Source organism: Paenibacillus sp. RUD330 (genome assembly GCF_002243345.2).
GTDB lineage: Bacteria > Bacillota > Bacilli > Paenibacillales > Paenibacillaceae > Paenibacillus_O.
This window is the reverse complement of sequence record NZ_CP022655.2, coordinates 5,147,521-5,162,892: the sequence shown is the minus strand read 5'-3', so window position 1 is coordinate 5,162,892 and position 15,372 is coordinate 5,147,521. Positions and strand designations below refer to the sequence as shown.

Genomic DNA, 15,372 nt, shown 5'->3' with positions numbered 1-15,372 from the left:
CGCCTCACTGCCGCAAGTTCAGGTTGACCGACCCGGCTAACGGGTAATATAGCTTATGTTCGACTGACCGACTGACCGACAGCAAAGGAGAGGATTATGATGGCGAAGATCGCATTCCTGCTTGGACCGCAATTCGAGGACAGCGAGATGAAAGCACCGTATGACGCTATCCGCGCGGATGGTCACGAGACGGTGATTATCGGCCTCAAGGCCGGCGAGAAGCTTGAGGGCAAGCAGAAAAAAGCGGAGTATACGACCGATTTGGGCATTCAAGACGCCGATGCTTCCGACTACCAGGCCGTTGTGATTCCAGGAGGGTCGTCTCCTGAAGCTCTTCGCAACGATCGCGATATTCAGGCCTTCGTGCAGAAGTTCGACGAGGAGGGCAAGACGATCGCCGCGATCTGCCATGGACCTCAGATTCTGATCAGCGCGGGTCTGGCCAAAGGACGCACGCTGACCTGCTACCCGCCGCTGCGCGATGACTTGGCCAATGCAGGCGCTCATTACGTGGATCAAGAGGTTGTCGTGGACCGCAACTTCATCTCCTCCCGAACGCCGAAGGACGAGCCTGCCTTCATCCGGGAAACGCTGGAGCAGATTAAGAAAGGCCTGCCTCAAGCATCCCGATAAAGAACGGAAATGCCGGATAGAAAGCAGCGGAAACGCAAGGTTTCCGGCCTCCAGCCCCATGCCGCCGAAGGAGCAGTCTGACCTGCTCCTTCGGCGTTTTTTGGCGGGTTCGCGGATTTGCGTTGTCATCCGAATTCAAGTAGGATGAAGAAAGCGGCTTCGTCCATTGAATGGAAAGCCCCGCCGGCAAAAAGCCGGCATCTTCTCCTTGGGAGTGTCGATCTCCGATGAACCTGAATATCCAACCATCGTCGCTATGGTCGCTGCTGATCCCGCTGATCGGCGGACTCGCCGTAATCGCCCTGAGGGTGCGTTCGACCCGGAAGCCGACGACCATGCGCAAAATATTGATTCCACCGCTAGGCATGTCCACGGGCTTTCTCATGTTCGTCGTGCCGCAGACTCATATTCCGTGGCTGTGGGGATTGGCCGCCTTCGCGGCAGGGGCGCTGTTCTTCGCGGCGCCGCTGATCACCACCTCCAAGATGGAGTTTGTCGGAGATGACGTCTATCTCCGCCGCTCGAAAGCCTTTTTCTTCATTATCCTGATTCTGCTCGCCATCCGTCTCGTCCTTCATGATTTCGTGGAGCAGTATGTGACGGTCATGCAGACGGCGGCCTTGTTCTTCCTGCTGGCATTCGGCATGCTGGTGCCATGGCGGCTTGCGATGGCCTCCAAGTTCAGACGGCTGCAGCGAAGCCGGGCTTCCTCGCTTCAATCCTGAAGCAGGATCAATCGAGCCTTCCGCCATAAGGCGGCTTCCGCTCGTTCCTCCCTCGCCGGGTTTCCGGCGGGGGAGTTTTGTTCCTGCGGCAGGAAGGAAGAAATGCGATTGGGATCGTTTGACATAGCCGTGAAGGATATGCTAAGTTAGTATTATCCAATTTAATTGTATACAATATAATTGAACGGAAGGAGTCGATCCCTTGCTGGATTCCCACCATGACCAGACCGCATTGCCCGGCGAGCAGGGCGATCATTCGCTTCTCCAGTTGGATCATCAGCTTTGTTTTGCGCTATACGCCTGCTCCAAGGAAGTGACCCGGTTATACCGTCCTCTCCTGCAAGAACTCGGCCTCACCTATACGCAGTATGTCACGCTGCTGGCTCTATGGGAAAGGGACGGGGAACCTGTCAAATCGCTGGGAAGCCGGCTGTACCTGGACTCCGGCACGCTGACTCCGCTGCTTAAGAAGCTCGAGTCGATGGGGCTGGTGAACCGGGTGCGTGATCGAGCCGACGAGCGGATGCTGCGGGTGAATCTGACAGAGGCAGGACAAGCCATGCGGGCAAGGGCCGGCAGCATTCCGCGGAAGCTATGCGAGGTCACAGGCATGGAGCTTCGCGATCTTGAAGCGCTCAGGCTGCAGCTTCAGCAGCTGAACGCCGTTATCCAACACCACTATGAGGAGGATTCGGAACATGGCGAAGATTGACAACTACACGCTTGAGACAATCAAAGGGGAAACGAGCGAGCTTTCCGACTATACGGGCAAGGTGCTCCTGATCGTCAACACGGCCAGCAAATGCGGCCTTACGCCGCAATATGAAGGGCTTCAGGCTTTATATAACGAGTACAAGGATCAAGGGCTGGAAATTCTTGGCTTCCCGAGCAACCAATTCGCGGGCCAGGAACCGGGCAGCAGCGAAGAAATCGACAGCTTCTGCCAGCTGAATTACGGCGTCAGCTTCCCGCTGTTCGCGAAGACAGACGTCAATGGCGATGCTGCGCATCCGCTGTTCAAGCAGCTCATCTCCGAAGCGCCCTTCCAAGGCTTCGACGCGTCCCCAAGCGGCCAGAAGTTCCAGGGCATGTTCCAGCCGGAACAGCTCGAAAGCGACGATGTGAAGTGGAACTTCACCAAGTTCCTGGTAGCCAGGGATGGATCGATCGTGAAACGCTTCGAGCCGAATGTGCTTCCTCAAGATATCGCGGCTGACATCGAGAAGCTTCTCTAGAGACTGGCTCGGGCAGTACTTCAGTCCAGATATAGCTGCAATTGCAGCTAGCCTTTGCTCCACTCATAAGCCGACAGAACGATGCAGAAGGACTGCGCCGGGCTGTCGGCTTTTCTTGCAGGCTCCCCCTTATATTCAAGCCGTATTTTGTGTAGAATGGTAGGATACAATTTATCAGAGAGGTTGTGGTCGCATGGATCCTAAGAATCCTCCGGTTTCTAATTTCATTCGCGCTATTGTCGTCGACGACGTGGAGAGCGGCCGCACGCAGCAAGTCGCAACCCGGTTTCCTCCCGAGCCGAACGGCTATTTGCATATCGGTCACGCCAAGTCGATCTGTCTGAACTTCGAGCTCGCGGATGAGTTTAAGGGCCGCACGAATCTTCGTTTCGACGATACGAATCCGGTCAAGGAAGATACGGAATTCGTGGAATCCATTCAGGAGGATGTCCGCTGGCTCGGCTTTGAATGGGAAGAGCTGCGATTCGCATCCGATTATTTCGAGGAGTTCTATGAACGCGCCGTTCTCTTGATCCGCAAAGGGCTGGCGTATGTGGACGATTCCACTCCGGAGCAAATGCGCGAGCTTCGCGGAACTCTGACGGAGCCCGGCAAGAACAGTCCCTATCGCGATCGAAGCGTTGAGGAAAACCTGGATTTGTTCGCCAGGATGCGTGCGGGAGAATTCCCTAACGGAGCTCGCGTGCTGCGTGCCAAAATCGATATGAGCTCGCCGAATATTACGCTTCGCGATCCTGTCCTGTACCGGATCTCCCATTCCCATCATCACCGGACAGGGGATGCTTGGTGCATTTACCCGATGTATGATTATGCTCATCCGCTCGGTGACGCGATCGAGGGCATTACGCATTCGATCTGTACGCTTGAGTTCGAGGATCATCGCCCGCTGTATGATTGGACCATCGAGAACTGCGAAATGGAAGCCCGCCCTCGCCAGTACGAATTCGGCCGCCTGAATCTGACCAATACGGTCATGAGCAAGCGCAAGCTCAAGCAACTTGTAGAAGAAGGTGCCGTTGACGGCTGGGACGATCCCCGGATGCCGACGATCAGCGCGCTCCGCCGCAAAGGCTTCACACCTGAAGCGATCCGCACGTTCTGCCGTGAAATTGGCGTATCCAAAGCCAACAGCATGGTGGACGAGCAAATGCTGGATCATTTTATTCGCGAGGATCTCAAGCTGAAGGCTCCTCGTACGATGGCGGTCGTTCGGCCTCTCAAAGTGACGATCACAAACTATCCCGAAGGCCAAGTGGAATGGCTCGAGGCCGAGAACAACAACGAGAACGAGGCAATGGGAACCCGGCAAATCCCATTCTCGCGGGAAATCTATATCGAGCAGGACGATTTCATGGAAAACCCGCCAAGCAAGTACTTCCGTCTCTTCCCGGGCAATGAAGTCCGCTTGAAGCATGCCTACTTCATCAAGTGCGAAGAGGTCGTCAAGGATGAAGCCGGCAAGGTGGTCGAGCTTCGCTGCACCTACGATCCGGAGACCAAGAGCGGAACCGGTTTTACGGGACGCAAGGTCAAAGGCACGCTGCATTGGGTCGAAGCGACTCATGCTGTAGCGACCGAGTTCCGCCACTTCGAGCCGCTGATCACGAGCGAAGCCGAGGAGACCGGCAAGCCGTTCATGGAATGCTTGAACCCGAACTCGCTGGGCATTCTGAACGGCTTCGTCGAGCCGGGAATGAAGGAAGCCGCAGCGGGCGACAAGTTCCAGTTTTTCCGCCATGGCTACTACAATGTGGATCCGAAGCTGTCCGCTCCAGGCAAGCCTGTATTCAACCGCGTCGTGTCGCTGAAGAGCTCGTTTGATCCCACCAAGGGCTGATGGGATTTGTTTCTTCTATTAAAAGAGTCGTTTGCATGAACGTCCTAGGACGCCTTGCAAACGACTCTTTTTGCTTGCCGGCCAGCCCCGGGCCAACATTCTTAAAACCAAAAGAGCGGCCCCGGAGGACCGCTCTCTCAACTGGTATAAAGAAGAATTAGTTCGTCAGACCAGAGATAGGCAGGTAGCGTGCGATCAGTGTAGTCGCCTCGGCACGGTTAGCGTAGGAGTTTCCAGCGATTTTCGTCGCGGATTGTCCTTTTACCAGACCGGCTTTGACAGCTGCAGCAACCTCAGCTTTAGCCCATTGGAGATTCGCAACGTCGGTATATCCAGCCAGAGCTGCGTTTGCTTCCGCATCGGACAGCTTCAGGGATTTACCGGCATACTCCGCCGCGCGAACGACGATAGCAGCGATCTCTTTACGCGTGATCGGGCTGTTCGGGTTGAAGTTTCCTTTTTCATCTCCGATGACCAGACCCAGCTCAGCAGCCGTAGCTACCGTGCCAGCGTACCATTTGGAAGATTGAACGTCTTTGAACGTGTAGGTCGAAGACGTTGCAGGAACTGCGCCCAGCGAACGGACGACCAGCGCTGCGAATTCCGCACGAGTGATGCTGCGTTTAGGCTCGAACAGGTTTTTGCCTGTGCCTTCAACAATCAGCTTCTCGGACAGAGTCGCGATGTCGTTCTTGGCCCAGTGATTCAACGTGTCGTTGAAACGAACTGTTTTGCCTTGAACGACCGTGTAGATGGAAGCACCGTCACGCTTCAGCGTAGCGATCGTTTTGTTGTCAGCCGTTGCGAAGGTGCTAGGCACGAAGCTCAGCTCTTTCGCAGTCGGGTTGAACATAACGCCCGCTGCCGTTGCGGTAGCTGCGGAAGTCAGAGGAATCGTACGGGATACGAGTTGTCCGAACTTCTCGATAGCCACTTCTTTGCCACCGCCCATTGCTACGACACGGAAGTCGTAAGAATCGGCCAGTTGCGTAGCGCCCAGTGCTTTCACAGCATTCGAAACAGCGTCAGCTGCTTCACCCGTCAGTTTCTTCATTTCCACGCGGATAACCAGATCCTTCAGCTCAACCCCGAGGGATTTAGCGAGATCAGCCAGTTTCAGAGCGGAAAGAGGAAGCGTGATGGATACGCCTGCATCGTTGTAGATGGTCAGCGTTTTGCCGTTCAGCAGAGCGTCAGCAGGCAGGTACACGGTGTCCGTAGTCGTTTTGATACGGGCATCGGCATTTGCCGCAAGAAGAGCGATCAGCTGTTCACGGTTGACTTTACCGTCAGCGCCAACGATGTCGCCTGTTGTTGGAGGAGTTACTACTCCGCCGCTCCAGCCGCCACCGCCAGTGAATTCGTCGTAGACGATCTGGCTTACGACGCCGTTCGCTGCGCTGGAATCAGCGTATTGAAGCGTGTAGTAAGTCGAATACGTCACGTTCGAGTCATTTTTGATGTTGTAAAGGTAGCGACCCGTTTTCTCGTCATATGTACTGAAAGTAGCATAGACTTGCTGCGCAGTCGTTTTGTCCGCTCCGTATACGTTGATCGTGATACGTCCTTCTTTGGTCCCATATACGCTGTAAGCAGCGTAGGTAGCAGAGTCGACATATACCGTTCCCGTAACCGAACCGTTGTTAACGCCCGTTTCTTTGGAGAAACCGGAAGCTGCGAAAGCCAGAATCGGAGAAAGCGCCGATACAATCATCATGAAAACGAGCAGGGATGCTGTTTTCTTAGAAAAAAGCTTGTTCATTTTTGTATTTCACCTCCTTTCAAGTTGAATACCTATCTATTAGGATCAAGCAACCTGTAGGTATTTGTCTAATTGTGTGGGATTATCAGGAATTAAAGGAGATAGTAGGTATTAAATCACAGCTCACAGGAAATGTAAAGGTTTTGTGTGGAATTCCGAATCTATCCTTATAATGATAGACTTGGAATATACTACCTGATCATTGCACCACTAATTCTTTAAGCAAATTCTCTTCGTTTGAATCAGCTTCTATTAATTTTTGTTTCAATTCCTCATCTTTTTGTCCGAGTTTCTCTAGCGAGGCCAGATAATAGCGTACAGCAGCTCTTGAATCAGCCACTTCTTCTGAAACATTTTCTGCTGCAAGCTTGTCGCCGATCGAAGGCTTCAGCATCTCGGCCGCTTCGGCATATTTTTGTTGATGATAGAGAATGAGACCCAGTCCTTGGCGAATGGCAGTTGTGAAATCGAACGGTCTACCTTGCAGCTGTTCTTTGGGCAGGTCCTTGAGCTGTTCGATTTTTGCCGTTATTTCTTTTTCCAGTTCCCAAGCACGGTTCCATCTGTTTTCATAATCAGAGTTGCCAGCATTCTTTTCGTCCAGACCAAGATAAGCATTCTGCTTTATCGCCATTTCATAGATGGTTATGTCCCAGATAAAATTGGGCAGAGCCTTCTCTGTAACGGCGATGGCACCTGGACGATTCCCTGCCAGCATCTGGTTTGTGTACTCGGCTTCTACTATTTGACGCGAGTTGGCGTCATGAAGTTGCGCTTTTTGAAGAGTTTTTTCAGCAGACGTTAAATAATCGGCATTTTGTGTTTGTTTATACACCTGCGTCATCCAATCCGCTTTGACCAGTTTGAACTGCGAATTGGCGGGCGAGAGGCTGATGGCCTTGTCCAGCTGGGTGAACAATTTTTCAATGGGCTGCTGTTCTGCCGCCATTGTCTGTGCTTTCTCGAACTGAAGATGGGAGGCATAAGTGCGGTAGGTGAAAATACCGGTTCCGATCATGAGAAGAGCAAGCATAGTCGGGTATACGCGATTCAGCGGCAAGCGTTTCAGGGTAAAACGAGGAAGAGCCAGCTCCTTGTCGTAAGTACCGACCATGCTGCCCAAACAGAAGAACACCATCGCGGCAATCGTAATATAGCTCATGTCGAAGTCGATAAAGCTGTGCAGCAGGATCGAAACCGCAAAGATATAATAGATCAAATGGCTGCCTCGTTTTTCCGGATGGCGGATCCAGTTGCGAATGAAGAGCCAGAAGACGAGCAAGAATACAGCTGCATGGAGAAGCAATCCCAGGTAGCCGGTCTCGACTAGAGTCTGAATGAAATAACTGTGTGCCTGGTTACTCGTATAGGGGTTTGTCTGGTATTTCTGATAAAGAGATTTCCATGCGCCGCCGCCGCCGCCCAGAACAGGGTAATCGGCTGCGATTTGGAATCCATTCTCATAGAATGTTGCACGCTCAAGCACGCTGTGCTGCTTGAAGCTGATATTTTCAAGCCGGTTGGCCAGATTGGAAGGGAGCAAATCCCGGACCATGCTGCTGGACAGAATGACAGCGGCGCCTGCAGCTGCAAGGATGATCATGATGGCAGGGGCTGCAAGATAAGAAATGCGACGTTGAGAGAAGGTTTCCAACCGTGCATGAAGCCAAGGGTCGACCCATTTGTCCATTGCGAAAGCAATGAGCGTGAGCGCGAATGAAGCACCCATCAGCAGCGCCCAGCCGGTTAGCGGCTCGGAGCTCCAGAGAGAGGCGAGCTTCTCGGGGGGGATTTGCTGATTTAATTCGTTGAAGCGGAGCACCTTCTGCGCAATGGAAAAGGCTTTGGTCTCGATCGGGCCCAAAACGGCAAAGGAAACGATGACGGCTGCTGCCAAGTAGAAAATATACATAATCTGTTTGGCGACCTTCATGAAAGGCAGCGTAGCCAGCACAGCCAGTGGAATGATGACCAGCGCTGCACGGGAGTAAGTCAGCATGAAGGAAATAAATACGGGAACAAGCATGAACGCGTGGAGCAGTCTCCAGAAGCGTTTTTTGGCATGCGTGGCGTAGTACGAGGATGCAAGCAGAACTGCGATCAACAAAGCGGCATACGTATTGGGGTATTGGAAGACGGATGTCATGCGGTAGGTCTCAAGCTGGAACCACAAAGCGTCCGGGTACCAGTACTGCCCGAACAGATTGATAATGCCAAACCATACCAAGACATAGCTGGCTCCTATCAGGATCGTCTCAAGAGCTGCACGCGTGTATTTGTTGTCGTTGAAATAAAGGCCGAATACAAAAAAGCCAGCCAGCAGGCAGCTGAGCATCGTCATGATATGGGCGTAGTTTTCCGACGCGGCATTTATTGAAGAAAGAGCAAAACTCAGCGGCAGCAGCCATATGACGATGGAGAGGATGGATTTCCAGCTTTTATCCTTCCATACCTTGAAAAGGTGGATAGACATAAGAAGAATGAAAATGATGGAATAGAGAGAGGCGCCGACCAATTTTTTCTCAAAGCCATAATCGTAGCCGTTAAAAAGGCCTGCTCGAAAGCTATAAAACAAGAAGAATATGCCAGCCATGAGAATGGCTGCCCATTTGATAAGCGATACGTCAGATTCTTCCTTTTTGACGTACTTGGGTGGTGAAGGTTGTCGATTCATGGTAAACTCCTTTTTAGTGGCTTAAAGACTACTTTTATTCTATCTAGATGATAGATAAAGATCAAAGATTTCTTTGGTTGCGATGTAATGGGTTCAACTTACATATTTGGCGGTGTTTTTTATAAAAAAACTGTTATTTAAAGGGATATACAAAATAGCCCTCGGTTTAAAGATGGTTGTCAGACCTCTTCTCTCTCCGGAACAGCGGCAAAAATTCAAAAAAATTTTGCTTAAAAAAGCCTATCCTCTTAAAAACAACGATTCCTCGAGTGAAAAGCATTTTGCCGGGAAATTCGGCGTCAATTTGGTTGGATATGCAAGAGCTGAGATGGGCATTGGAGAATCGTGTCGAATCGCCGCCAAGTCATTGGAAGCAGGGGACATTCCATTTGGAATCCTGAACTATACGGGGACCAATAAAGCGAGAATGGGCGATCTTTCCTGGGTACACAAAGAAATGAGCGAGCCTTCGTATATGTTCAACGTGTTTCATCTTAACGCCGAACAAATGATGGAGGCTTACGCTCACTATGGGGATCGCATTTTCAATGGGCGGTACAATATCGGTTTCTGGCATTGGGAGCTTCCTGAATTTCCGGATGAATGGCTCGAAAATATGAATCTGGTGGATGAAATCTGGGTGCCTTCCACCTTCGTCGCGGATTCCATCGCAGCGAAGAGCGGTGTGCCCGTCGTCAAGATTCCGCATTCGATTGAGGTGACGATCAAGGAACCGAGATCGCGGGAGTATTTCGGTCTTCCGCAGGACCCTTTTTTATTTTTGTGCATGTATGACCTGAAGAGCTATCAGGAACGGAAGAATCCCATGGGAGCAATCAAGGCTTTCCAAGCCGCGTTTGATCGGAATGATGATTCTGTCGGACTTGTTGTCAAAGTCAACGGTCTCCACGATGGGGACAAGGATACTGCTGTCCTGAACGAGATTGCCGCGGGATACCGAAATATCCACTTCATCAAGCAGACACTGTCAAGAAGCGACACGAACGCTCTCATTCAAGCCGCCGACAGCTTCGTATCCCTGCATAGAAGCGAGGGCTTCGGACTGGGATTGGCCGAAGCCATGTACTTAGGCAAGCCGGTCATCGGCACAGGCTGGTCCTCGAATATTGACTTCATGAACGCCTACAATTCCTGCATCGTGGACTATGAGTTAACGCCCGTCGGTCAGGATCATGGACCGTACAAAAAGGAGCAGCTCTGGGCCGAGCCTAATCTCGACACCGCTGCATCATACATGGGCAAGATTTTCCATGACGCAACGTTTCGGGAGCTAATCGCGTCAAATGGACAGATAACGATATGGGAGGAGTTTTCTCCTAAAGCCGTAAGCATGAAAATCAAACAACGGCTCGACTACATCAATCTATGGAATTCCGGAGGCTTGAAATGACGATTACATGCGTAATAATGGCCGGCGGCAAGGGAGAGCGCTTCTGGCCTAAAAGCCGGACGAACCTGCCGAAGCAATTTCTGAATATATCCGGGAATAAGTCCATGATCCAGCAATCAATCGAACGCCTCGAGAAATGGCTCCCGATCGACCAAATTTTCGTCGTAACCAATGAGCTGTATGCAGAGCTTATCCATGTCCAGATTCCGCATTTGCCCAAAATGAATATCATCATTGAACCTGTGGGCCGCAACACGGCGCCATGCGTGGGACTTGCCTCCGTTCTGATTGAAGAGCGGTTCCCGGACAGCACCATGATTGTAATGCCTTCCGACCACATTATTGAAGATGCGGATGGTTTCATTCGAATTCTGCAGACCGCCGTCGAGGTAGCTCAGGAGAACAGCAACCTCGTTACCCTGGGAATCAAGCCATCTTATCCGGAAACGGGCTACGGATATATCGAGTGCACAAGCAACACTCAAATCGTTAACAGCTTTGAGGTACATAAGGTAAATCAGTTCGTCGAAAAACCGGATTATGGCACGGCGCAAAATTATGTGGAATCCGGCAATTACTTATGGAACAGCGGGATGTTTGTCTGGAAAAACTCCACTCTTCAAAGCTACATCAAAGCGTTGATGCCTGAAGTTGATGATATCCTTCAGACGATCATGTCGGTAACGGATCCAGAAAAGCGAAATCAAGCTATCCGCAGCGAATTCGTTAAAATGCCGGATCAATCGGTCGATTACGGAATCATGGAGAAGGCCGAGAATATTTACGTAATTCCGGTTTCTCTGGGTTGGGATGATGTCGGATCCTGGACAGCACTGGATCGTATCAACGACAAAGACAATGACGGCAATGTAATTAAGGGAAACATCTTAAATATAGCAACGAAAAACTGTATCATCGAAAGCGATGGCAAGCTGATTGCAACGCTGGGCATCGAGGATCTGATCGTGGTGGATACGGAAGATGTGACTTTAATTTGTACCAAAGACAAGGCTCAGGAGATTAAATCCCTTCTGAAGGCTTTGAGAGAACAAAAAAGAGTAGAATACCTTTAAAGGAGATTTATAAAATGACAAAACGCGCATTCGTAACAGGTGTAACTGGACAAGACGGATCTTACCTCGCAGAGCTTCTATTAGAGAAAGGCTATAAAGTATACGCGCTTCGCCGCCGTACAAGCATGCCGATCATGGAGAATATCGAACATATCAAAAACGAGATCGAGTTCATCGATGGCGATCTTCTCGATCAAGGCTCGCTTATTAACGCGATGCGTATTTCCAACCCGGATGAAGTTTATAACTTGGCTGCCCAGTCTTTCGTTGGCACCTCCTGGATTCAACCGGTCCTGACCGGGCAATCGACAGGCATCGGCGTGACGAACATGCTGGAAGCAGTCCGTTTGACCAAGCCTGATGCCCGTTTCTATCAAGCTTCCAGCAGCGAAATGTTCGGTAAGGTTGTCGAAACTCCACAAAAGGAATCCACGCCTTTCTATCCGCGCAGCCCATATGGCGTTGCAAAAGTATACGGGCATTGGATCACAGTCAACTACCGCGAGAGCTTTGATATGTTCGCTTGCTCAGGAATTCTTTTCAATCATGAGTCTCCTCGCCGCGGCGTCGAGTTCGTTACTCGCAAAGTGACGGATGCGGCCGCTCGTATTAAACTTGGTCTTCAAAAAGAGCTTCGCATGGGCAATCTGGATGCCAAACGCGATTGGGGCTTTGCAGGGGATTATGTAAAAGCTATGTGGCTTATGCTCCAACAGGATACACCGGAGGATTATGTCATTTCTACGGGAGAGACTCATACCGTCGAAGAACTGGTGGAAATTGCATTTGGGCATCTTGATCTTAACTGGCGGGATTATGTCGTTATTGACGAGAAGTTTGTTCGTCCTGCAGAGGTTGATCTTCTCCTTGGAGATTGCACGAAAGCGAAGCAGCAGCTTGGTTGGGAGCTGGAAGTCGGATTTGAGCAGTTGGTGACGATGATGGTAGACAGCGACCTGGCAAAGCTTCAAAAATAAGGACGGGGATCAAATTGAAAGCACTGGTAACGGGTATAACTGGCTTTGTCGGCAATCATTTATTAAATGAATTGTTGTCAAGAAAGGATTGGAAAATATGGGGAGCGGTTAGAACCGCCTCCTTTTTTCCCATATCCCACGATTCTTTATCTTTGATCCAGCTGGATCTCCATAATGAAGAGGAGATTATTGATTGTATAAACAAAATCAAGCCGCATTATATTTTCCATCTAGCTGGTCAAAGCAATGTGCGTTTATCTTGGGATGATAAGAAGCAGACTTTCGACATTAATACTATGAATGCTTTAAACTTGCTAGAGGCTATTCGGAAAAGTGAAGTGTCCGATTCAGTCAGGCTGCTCACAGTAGGTTCGTCGGAAGAGTATGGAATCGTAAAGACGGAACATCTTCCGATTAATGAAGATACTGCACTCAATCCTCAAAATCCGTATGGCATATCCAAAGCAGCGATAAGCATGCTCATAAAGCAGTATCATAAGGCTTATGGTCTCAATGTAATTCATGTTCGTCCATTTAATCATATTGGCCCTGGACAAAGAAGGGGCTTCGTCACAGCCGATTTTGCCTATCAAGTAGCAGCAATGGAAGCGGGCAAAATTGAAAATGTATTTAGAGTCGGCAATCTATCTTCACAACGCGACTTTTTGGATGTTCGTGATATTGTTAAAGCTTATCTAGAAATAGTCATGCACGGCAAAGGCGGGGAAATTTATAATGTCTGTTTGGGAAAAGCGACAAGCATACAGGAAATACTTAATTTCTTTGTTTCTCAAGCCTCATTGCCTATAAATGTCGAAGTATCGCAAGAATTATTCAGACCTGTAGACATTCCGCTTTATGTTGGAGATAATACCAAGTTGTTTGAAGCGACGAAGTGGAAGCCAAACTTCACCCTTCAGAGCAGTCTTGCTGATATTCTTCATTATTGGCGTAACGAAATGGGAAATGAAGGAGATTCAAGTGGACAAAATTAGTGAAATTTATAATTATCGGCAAATGCTTTTTAGCATTGTCCGTAAGGAGCTTCGTTCGCGGTATAAAGGTTCCTTTTTAGGTTTTCTATGGACCTTTGTAAATCCTATTCTCCAATTAATTATCTATTCAATTGTGTTTCCATATCTGCTTAGGAATAACCAGGAAAATTATCCTATGTTCCTATTTGTAGCTTTACTTCCGTGGCTATTTTTTACATCTTCCCTACAAGGTGCAACCATAAGCGTAGTTAGTAATGCTAATCTTGTGAAAAAAATCTATTTCCCAAGAATAATACTGCCTTTATCAGTCGTCTGTACCAATCTCATGAACTATATATATGGACTTATTATTGTCTTTCCGGCCTTGCTCATTACAGGTGTGCCCCTTACTCTTCATGTATTTTGGCTGCCCCTTATCCTTCTGATTGAATTTATTCTGGCACTTGGTTTTGCGTTTATATTCTCTGCACTATATGTCCGATTTAGAGATTTGGAACATGTCATCAATATCGTTACCATGATCTGGTTTTATATTACTCCTATAGTATTTGCAATCAGTATTTTCCCGCAAAAAGTGGCTGACGTAATAGGTTACAACCCAATGGTGCCCATTATTAATGGTTTCCGCGATATCCTTTTATACGGCACATCACCGAACTGGAATGAGTTATTATACTCCTTGGCGATAGGGATTATCGTTTTATGCGTAGGTTACTTTATTTTTGAAAAGAGCGAAAAGACCTTTGCGGAGGATTTATAATGAAGAACAATCCAGTAATCTCAATAAATAATGTAAGCAAAAAATTCAAGATTTATAAGGATAAGCCTTTAACTTTGAAAGAAAAGCTTCTTCGTCTCAGAAGTGATGATTATAGCGATTTTAAAGCTGTTGATGGTGTAAGCTTAACAGTTCACAAAGGAGAAACGGTGTCATTAATAGGACATAATGGCTGTGGCAAGAGTACGCTGCTCAAGCTCATCACTAAAATTCTGTATCCCGATCAAGGCCAGATCAAGGTGAATGGTCGGATTTCCAGTTTAATTGAACTAGGAGCTGGTTTTCATCCTGATTTCACCGGAAGAGAAAATATATATACCAATGCCTCCATCTTTGGATTATCAAAAAAGGCTATCGACGAAAAATTGGATGATATTATAGGATTCTCGGAATTAGGACATTTTATTGATAATCCTGTTCGAACGTATTCGTCGGGAATGTACATGAGACTTGCTTTTTCTGTGGCCATTAATGTAGATCCCGAGATTTTATTGATTGATGAAATATTATCGGTTGGCGATGAGAATTTTCAAAAGAAATGTTTTGAAAAGATCGAGAATTTCAAGAAAAGTGGGGCGACAATCGTCATTGTTACCCATGATTTAGGCACGGTTGAAAAAATTTCGGATCGTGTGGTCTGGATGAATGCAGGTAAGGTTGTAGCTGAAGGTGATGCAGATCAAGTGCTCAATCTATACAAGCAGCATATGAATGAAAAATTCGTCCAACAAAAGCAAATAGAGTTTAATGAAAATGCTGTACAAGCCTCAAAAGAAAAATCGACAATTGCAAAAAAAGAGCTACAAGTTATTTCCGATGATAATCATTGGGGTTCTAGAGAAGTTGAAATTACCGATGTCAGAATAATAAATAAGAATGGTGAAAAGACAAACGCAATCATTGCGAATGAGAGCATGTCCATAGAAATTGACTACAAAATAAACAAAGAGCAGAAAGAGTATATTTTCGGTATGGGGTTTTATAACTCTGATCTGTCATTAATATATGGGAATAACACGGAGATAGATAAACTCAAATTGAAGGATTTGCCACAAATAGGTTCCATACAGTTTCATATACCAACGGTGGAATTACTCTCGGGGACGTATAAGCTAAATGTGGCTATTGTGGACGAGAGTCATAGAGCTCTTGATTTCTATAAATACTATATGGATTTCTCTATTGTATCCACGGATAAATCTGTGGGATCCTACTCTATATCTCACCAATGGAAAGTAAAGTCTTAATCGC

The 15,372-nt window shown here is 48.4% G+C and carries 13 protein-coding genes; 11 read left to right on the top strand and 2 right to left on the bottom strand.

The window, feature by feature from the left end; genetic code table 11:
* Window positions 1-99: 99 nt before the first annotated feature.
* The 5 genes from CIC07_RS23400 (at window position 100) to CIC07_RS23380 (ending at window position 4,451) form a co-directional block, all read left to right on the top strand.
* Complete coding sequence (locus CIC07_RS23400) at window positions 100-633, top strand: type 1 glutamine amidotransferase domain-containing protein (protein WP_076357694.1); 534 nt, start codon at window positions 100-102, stop codon at window positions 631-633.
* A gap of 227 nt (window positions 634-860) precedes the next feature.
* A complete protein-coding gene (locus CIC07_RS23395; protein ID WP_076357696.1) occupies window positions 861-1,358 on the top strand; it encodes a CcdC family protein in 498 nt (165 codons plus the stop codon).
* A 202-nt stretch (window positions 1,359-1,560) separates the two neighbouring features.
* Window positions 1,561-2,070 (top strand): MarR family winged helix-turn-helix transcriptional regulator, encoded by a 510-nt coding sequence (locus CIC07_RS23390; RefSeq protein WP_277345197.1) that lies wholly within the window; start codon window positions 1,561-1,563, stop codon window positions 2,068-2,070.
* Window positions 2,057-2,593 (top strand): glutathione peroxidase, encoded by a 537-nt coding sequence (locus CIC07_RS23385; RefSeq protein WP_076357698.1) that lies wholly within the window; start codon window positions 2,057-2,059, stop codon window positions 2,591-2,593. The genes CIC07_RS23390 and CIC07_RS23385 overlap by 14 nt, the downstream gene beginning before the upstream one ends.
* A gap of 193 nt (window positions 2,594-2,786) precedes the next feature.
* Window positions 2,787-4,451 carry a glutamine--tRNA ligase/YqeY domain fusion protein gene (locus CIC07_RS23380; protein ID WP_076357700.1) on the top strand — a complete coding sequence of 555 codons (1,665 nt, stop codon included), beginning with the start codon at window positions 2,787-2,789 and terminating at the stop codon, window positions 4,449-4,451.
* A 157-nt stretch (window positions 4,452-4,608) separates the two neighbouring features.
* On the opposite strand, the gene CIC07_RS23375 is transcribed toward CIC07_RS23380, so the two are convergent.
* Both CIC07_RS23375 and CIC07_RS23370 read right to left on the bottom strand, forming a co-directional pair.
* On the bottom strand, window positions 4,609-6,213 hold the full coding sequence (locus CIC07_RS23375; RefSeq protein WP_076357702.1) for an S-layer homology domain-containing protein: 1,605 nt from the start codon (window positions 6,211-6,213) through the stop codon (window positions 4,609-4,611).
* A gap of 199 nt (window positions 6,214-6,412) precedes the next feature.
* Window positions 6,413-8,887 carry an O-antigen ligase family protein gene (locus tag CIC07_RS23370; RefSeq protein WP_076357704.1) on the bottom strand — a complete coding sequence of 825 codons (2,475 nt, stop codon included), beginning with the start codon at window positions 8,885-8,887 and terminating at the stop codon, window positions 6,413-6,415.
* Window positions 8,888-8,999: 112 nt separating this feature from the next.
* Between CIC07_RS23370 and CIC07_RS23365 the strand changes: the two genes are divergently transcribed.
* Genes CIC07_RS23365 through CIC07_RS23340 form a run of 6 tightly spaced genes read left to right on the top strand, consistent with a single transcriptional unit; the run spans window position 9,000 to window position 15,368 of the window.
* Window positions 9,000-10,298, top strand: coding sequence for a glycosyltransferase family 4 protein (locus CIC07_RS23365; RefSeq protein ID WP_327205390.1), 1,299 nt, complete (start codon window positions 9,000-9,002; stop codon window positions 10,296-10,298).
* Window positions 10,295-11,371 (top strand): mannose-1-phosphate guanylyltransferase, encoded by a 1,077-nt coding sequence (locus CIC07_RS23360; RefSeq protein ID WP_076357706.1) that lies wholly within the window; start codon window positions 10,295-10,297, stop codon window positions 11,369-11,371. Before CIC07_RS23365 ends, CIC07_RS23360 begins: the two co-directional genes overlap by 4 nt.
* Window positions 11,372-11,385: 14 nt before the next feature.
* Window positions 11,386-12,348, top strand: coding sequence for a GDP-mannose 4,6-dehydratase (gmd, locus tag CIC07_RS23355; protein ID WP_076357708.1), 963 nt, complete (start codon window positions 11,386-11,388; stop codon window positions 12,346-12,348).
* A gap of 14 nt (window positions 12,349-12,362) precedes the next feature.
* Window positions 12,363-13,343 (top strand): GDP-mannose 4,6-dehydratase, encoded by a 981-nt coding sequence (locus CIC07_RS23350; RefSeq protein ID WP_076357710.1) that lies wholly within the window; start codon window positions 12,363-12,365, stop codon window positions 13,341-13,343.
* Window positions 13,330-14,103, top strand: a complete 774-nt coding sequence (locus CIC07_RS23345; RefSeq protein WP_076357712.1) for an ABC transporter permease — start codon at window positions 13,330-13,332, stop codon at window positions 14,101-14,103. The genes CIC07_RS23350 and CIC07_RS23345 overlap by 14 nt, the downstream gene beginning before the upstream one ends.
* Window positions 14,103-15,368 (top strand): ABC transporter ATP-binding protein, encoded by a 1,266-nt coding sequence (locus CIC07_RS23340; protein WP_076357714.1) that lies wholly within the window; start codon window positions 14,103-14,105, stop codon window positions 15,366-15,368. Before CIC07_RS23345 ends, CIC07_RS23340 begins: the two co-directional genes overlap by 1 nt.
* The last annotated feature ends 4 nt before the right edge of the window (window positions 15,369-15,372 follow it).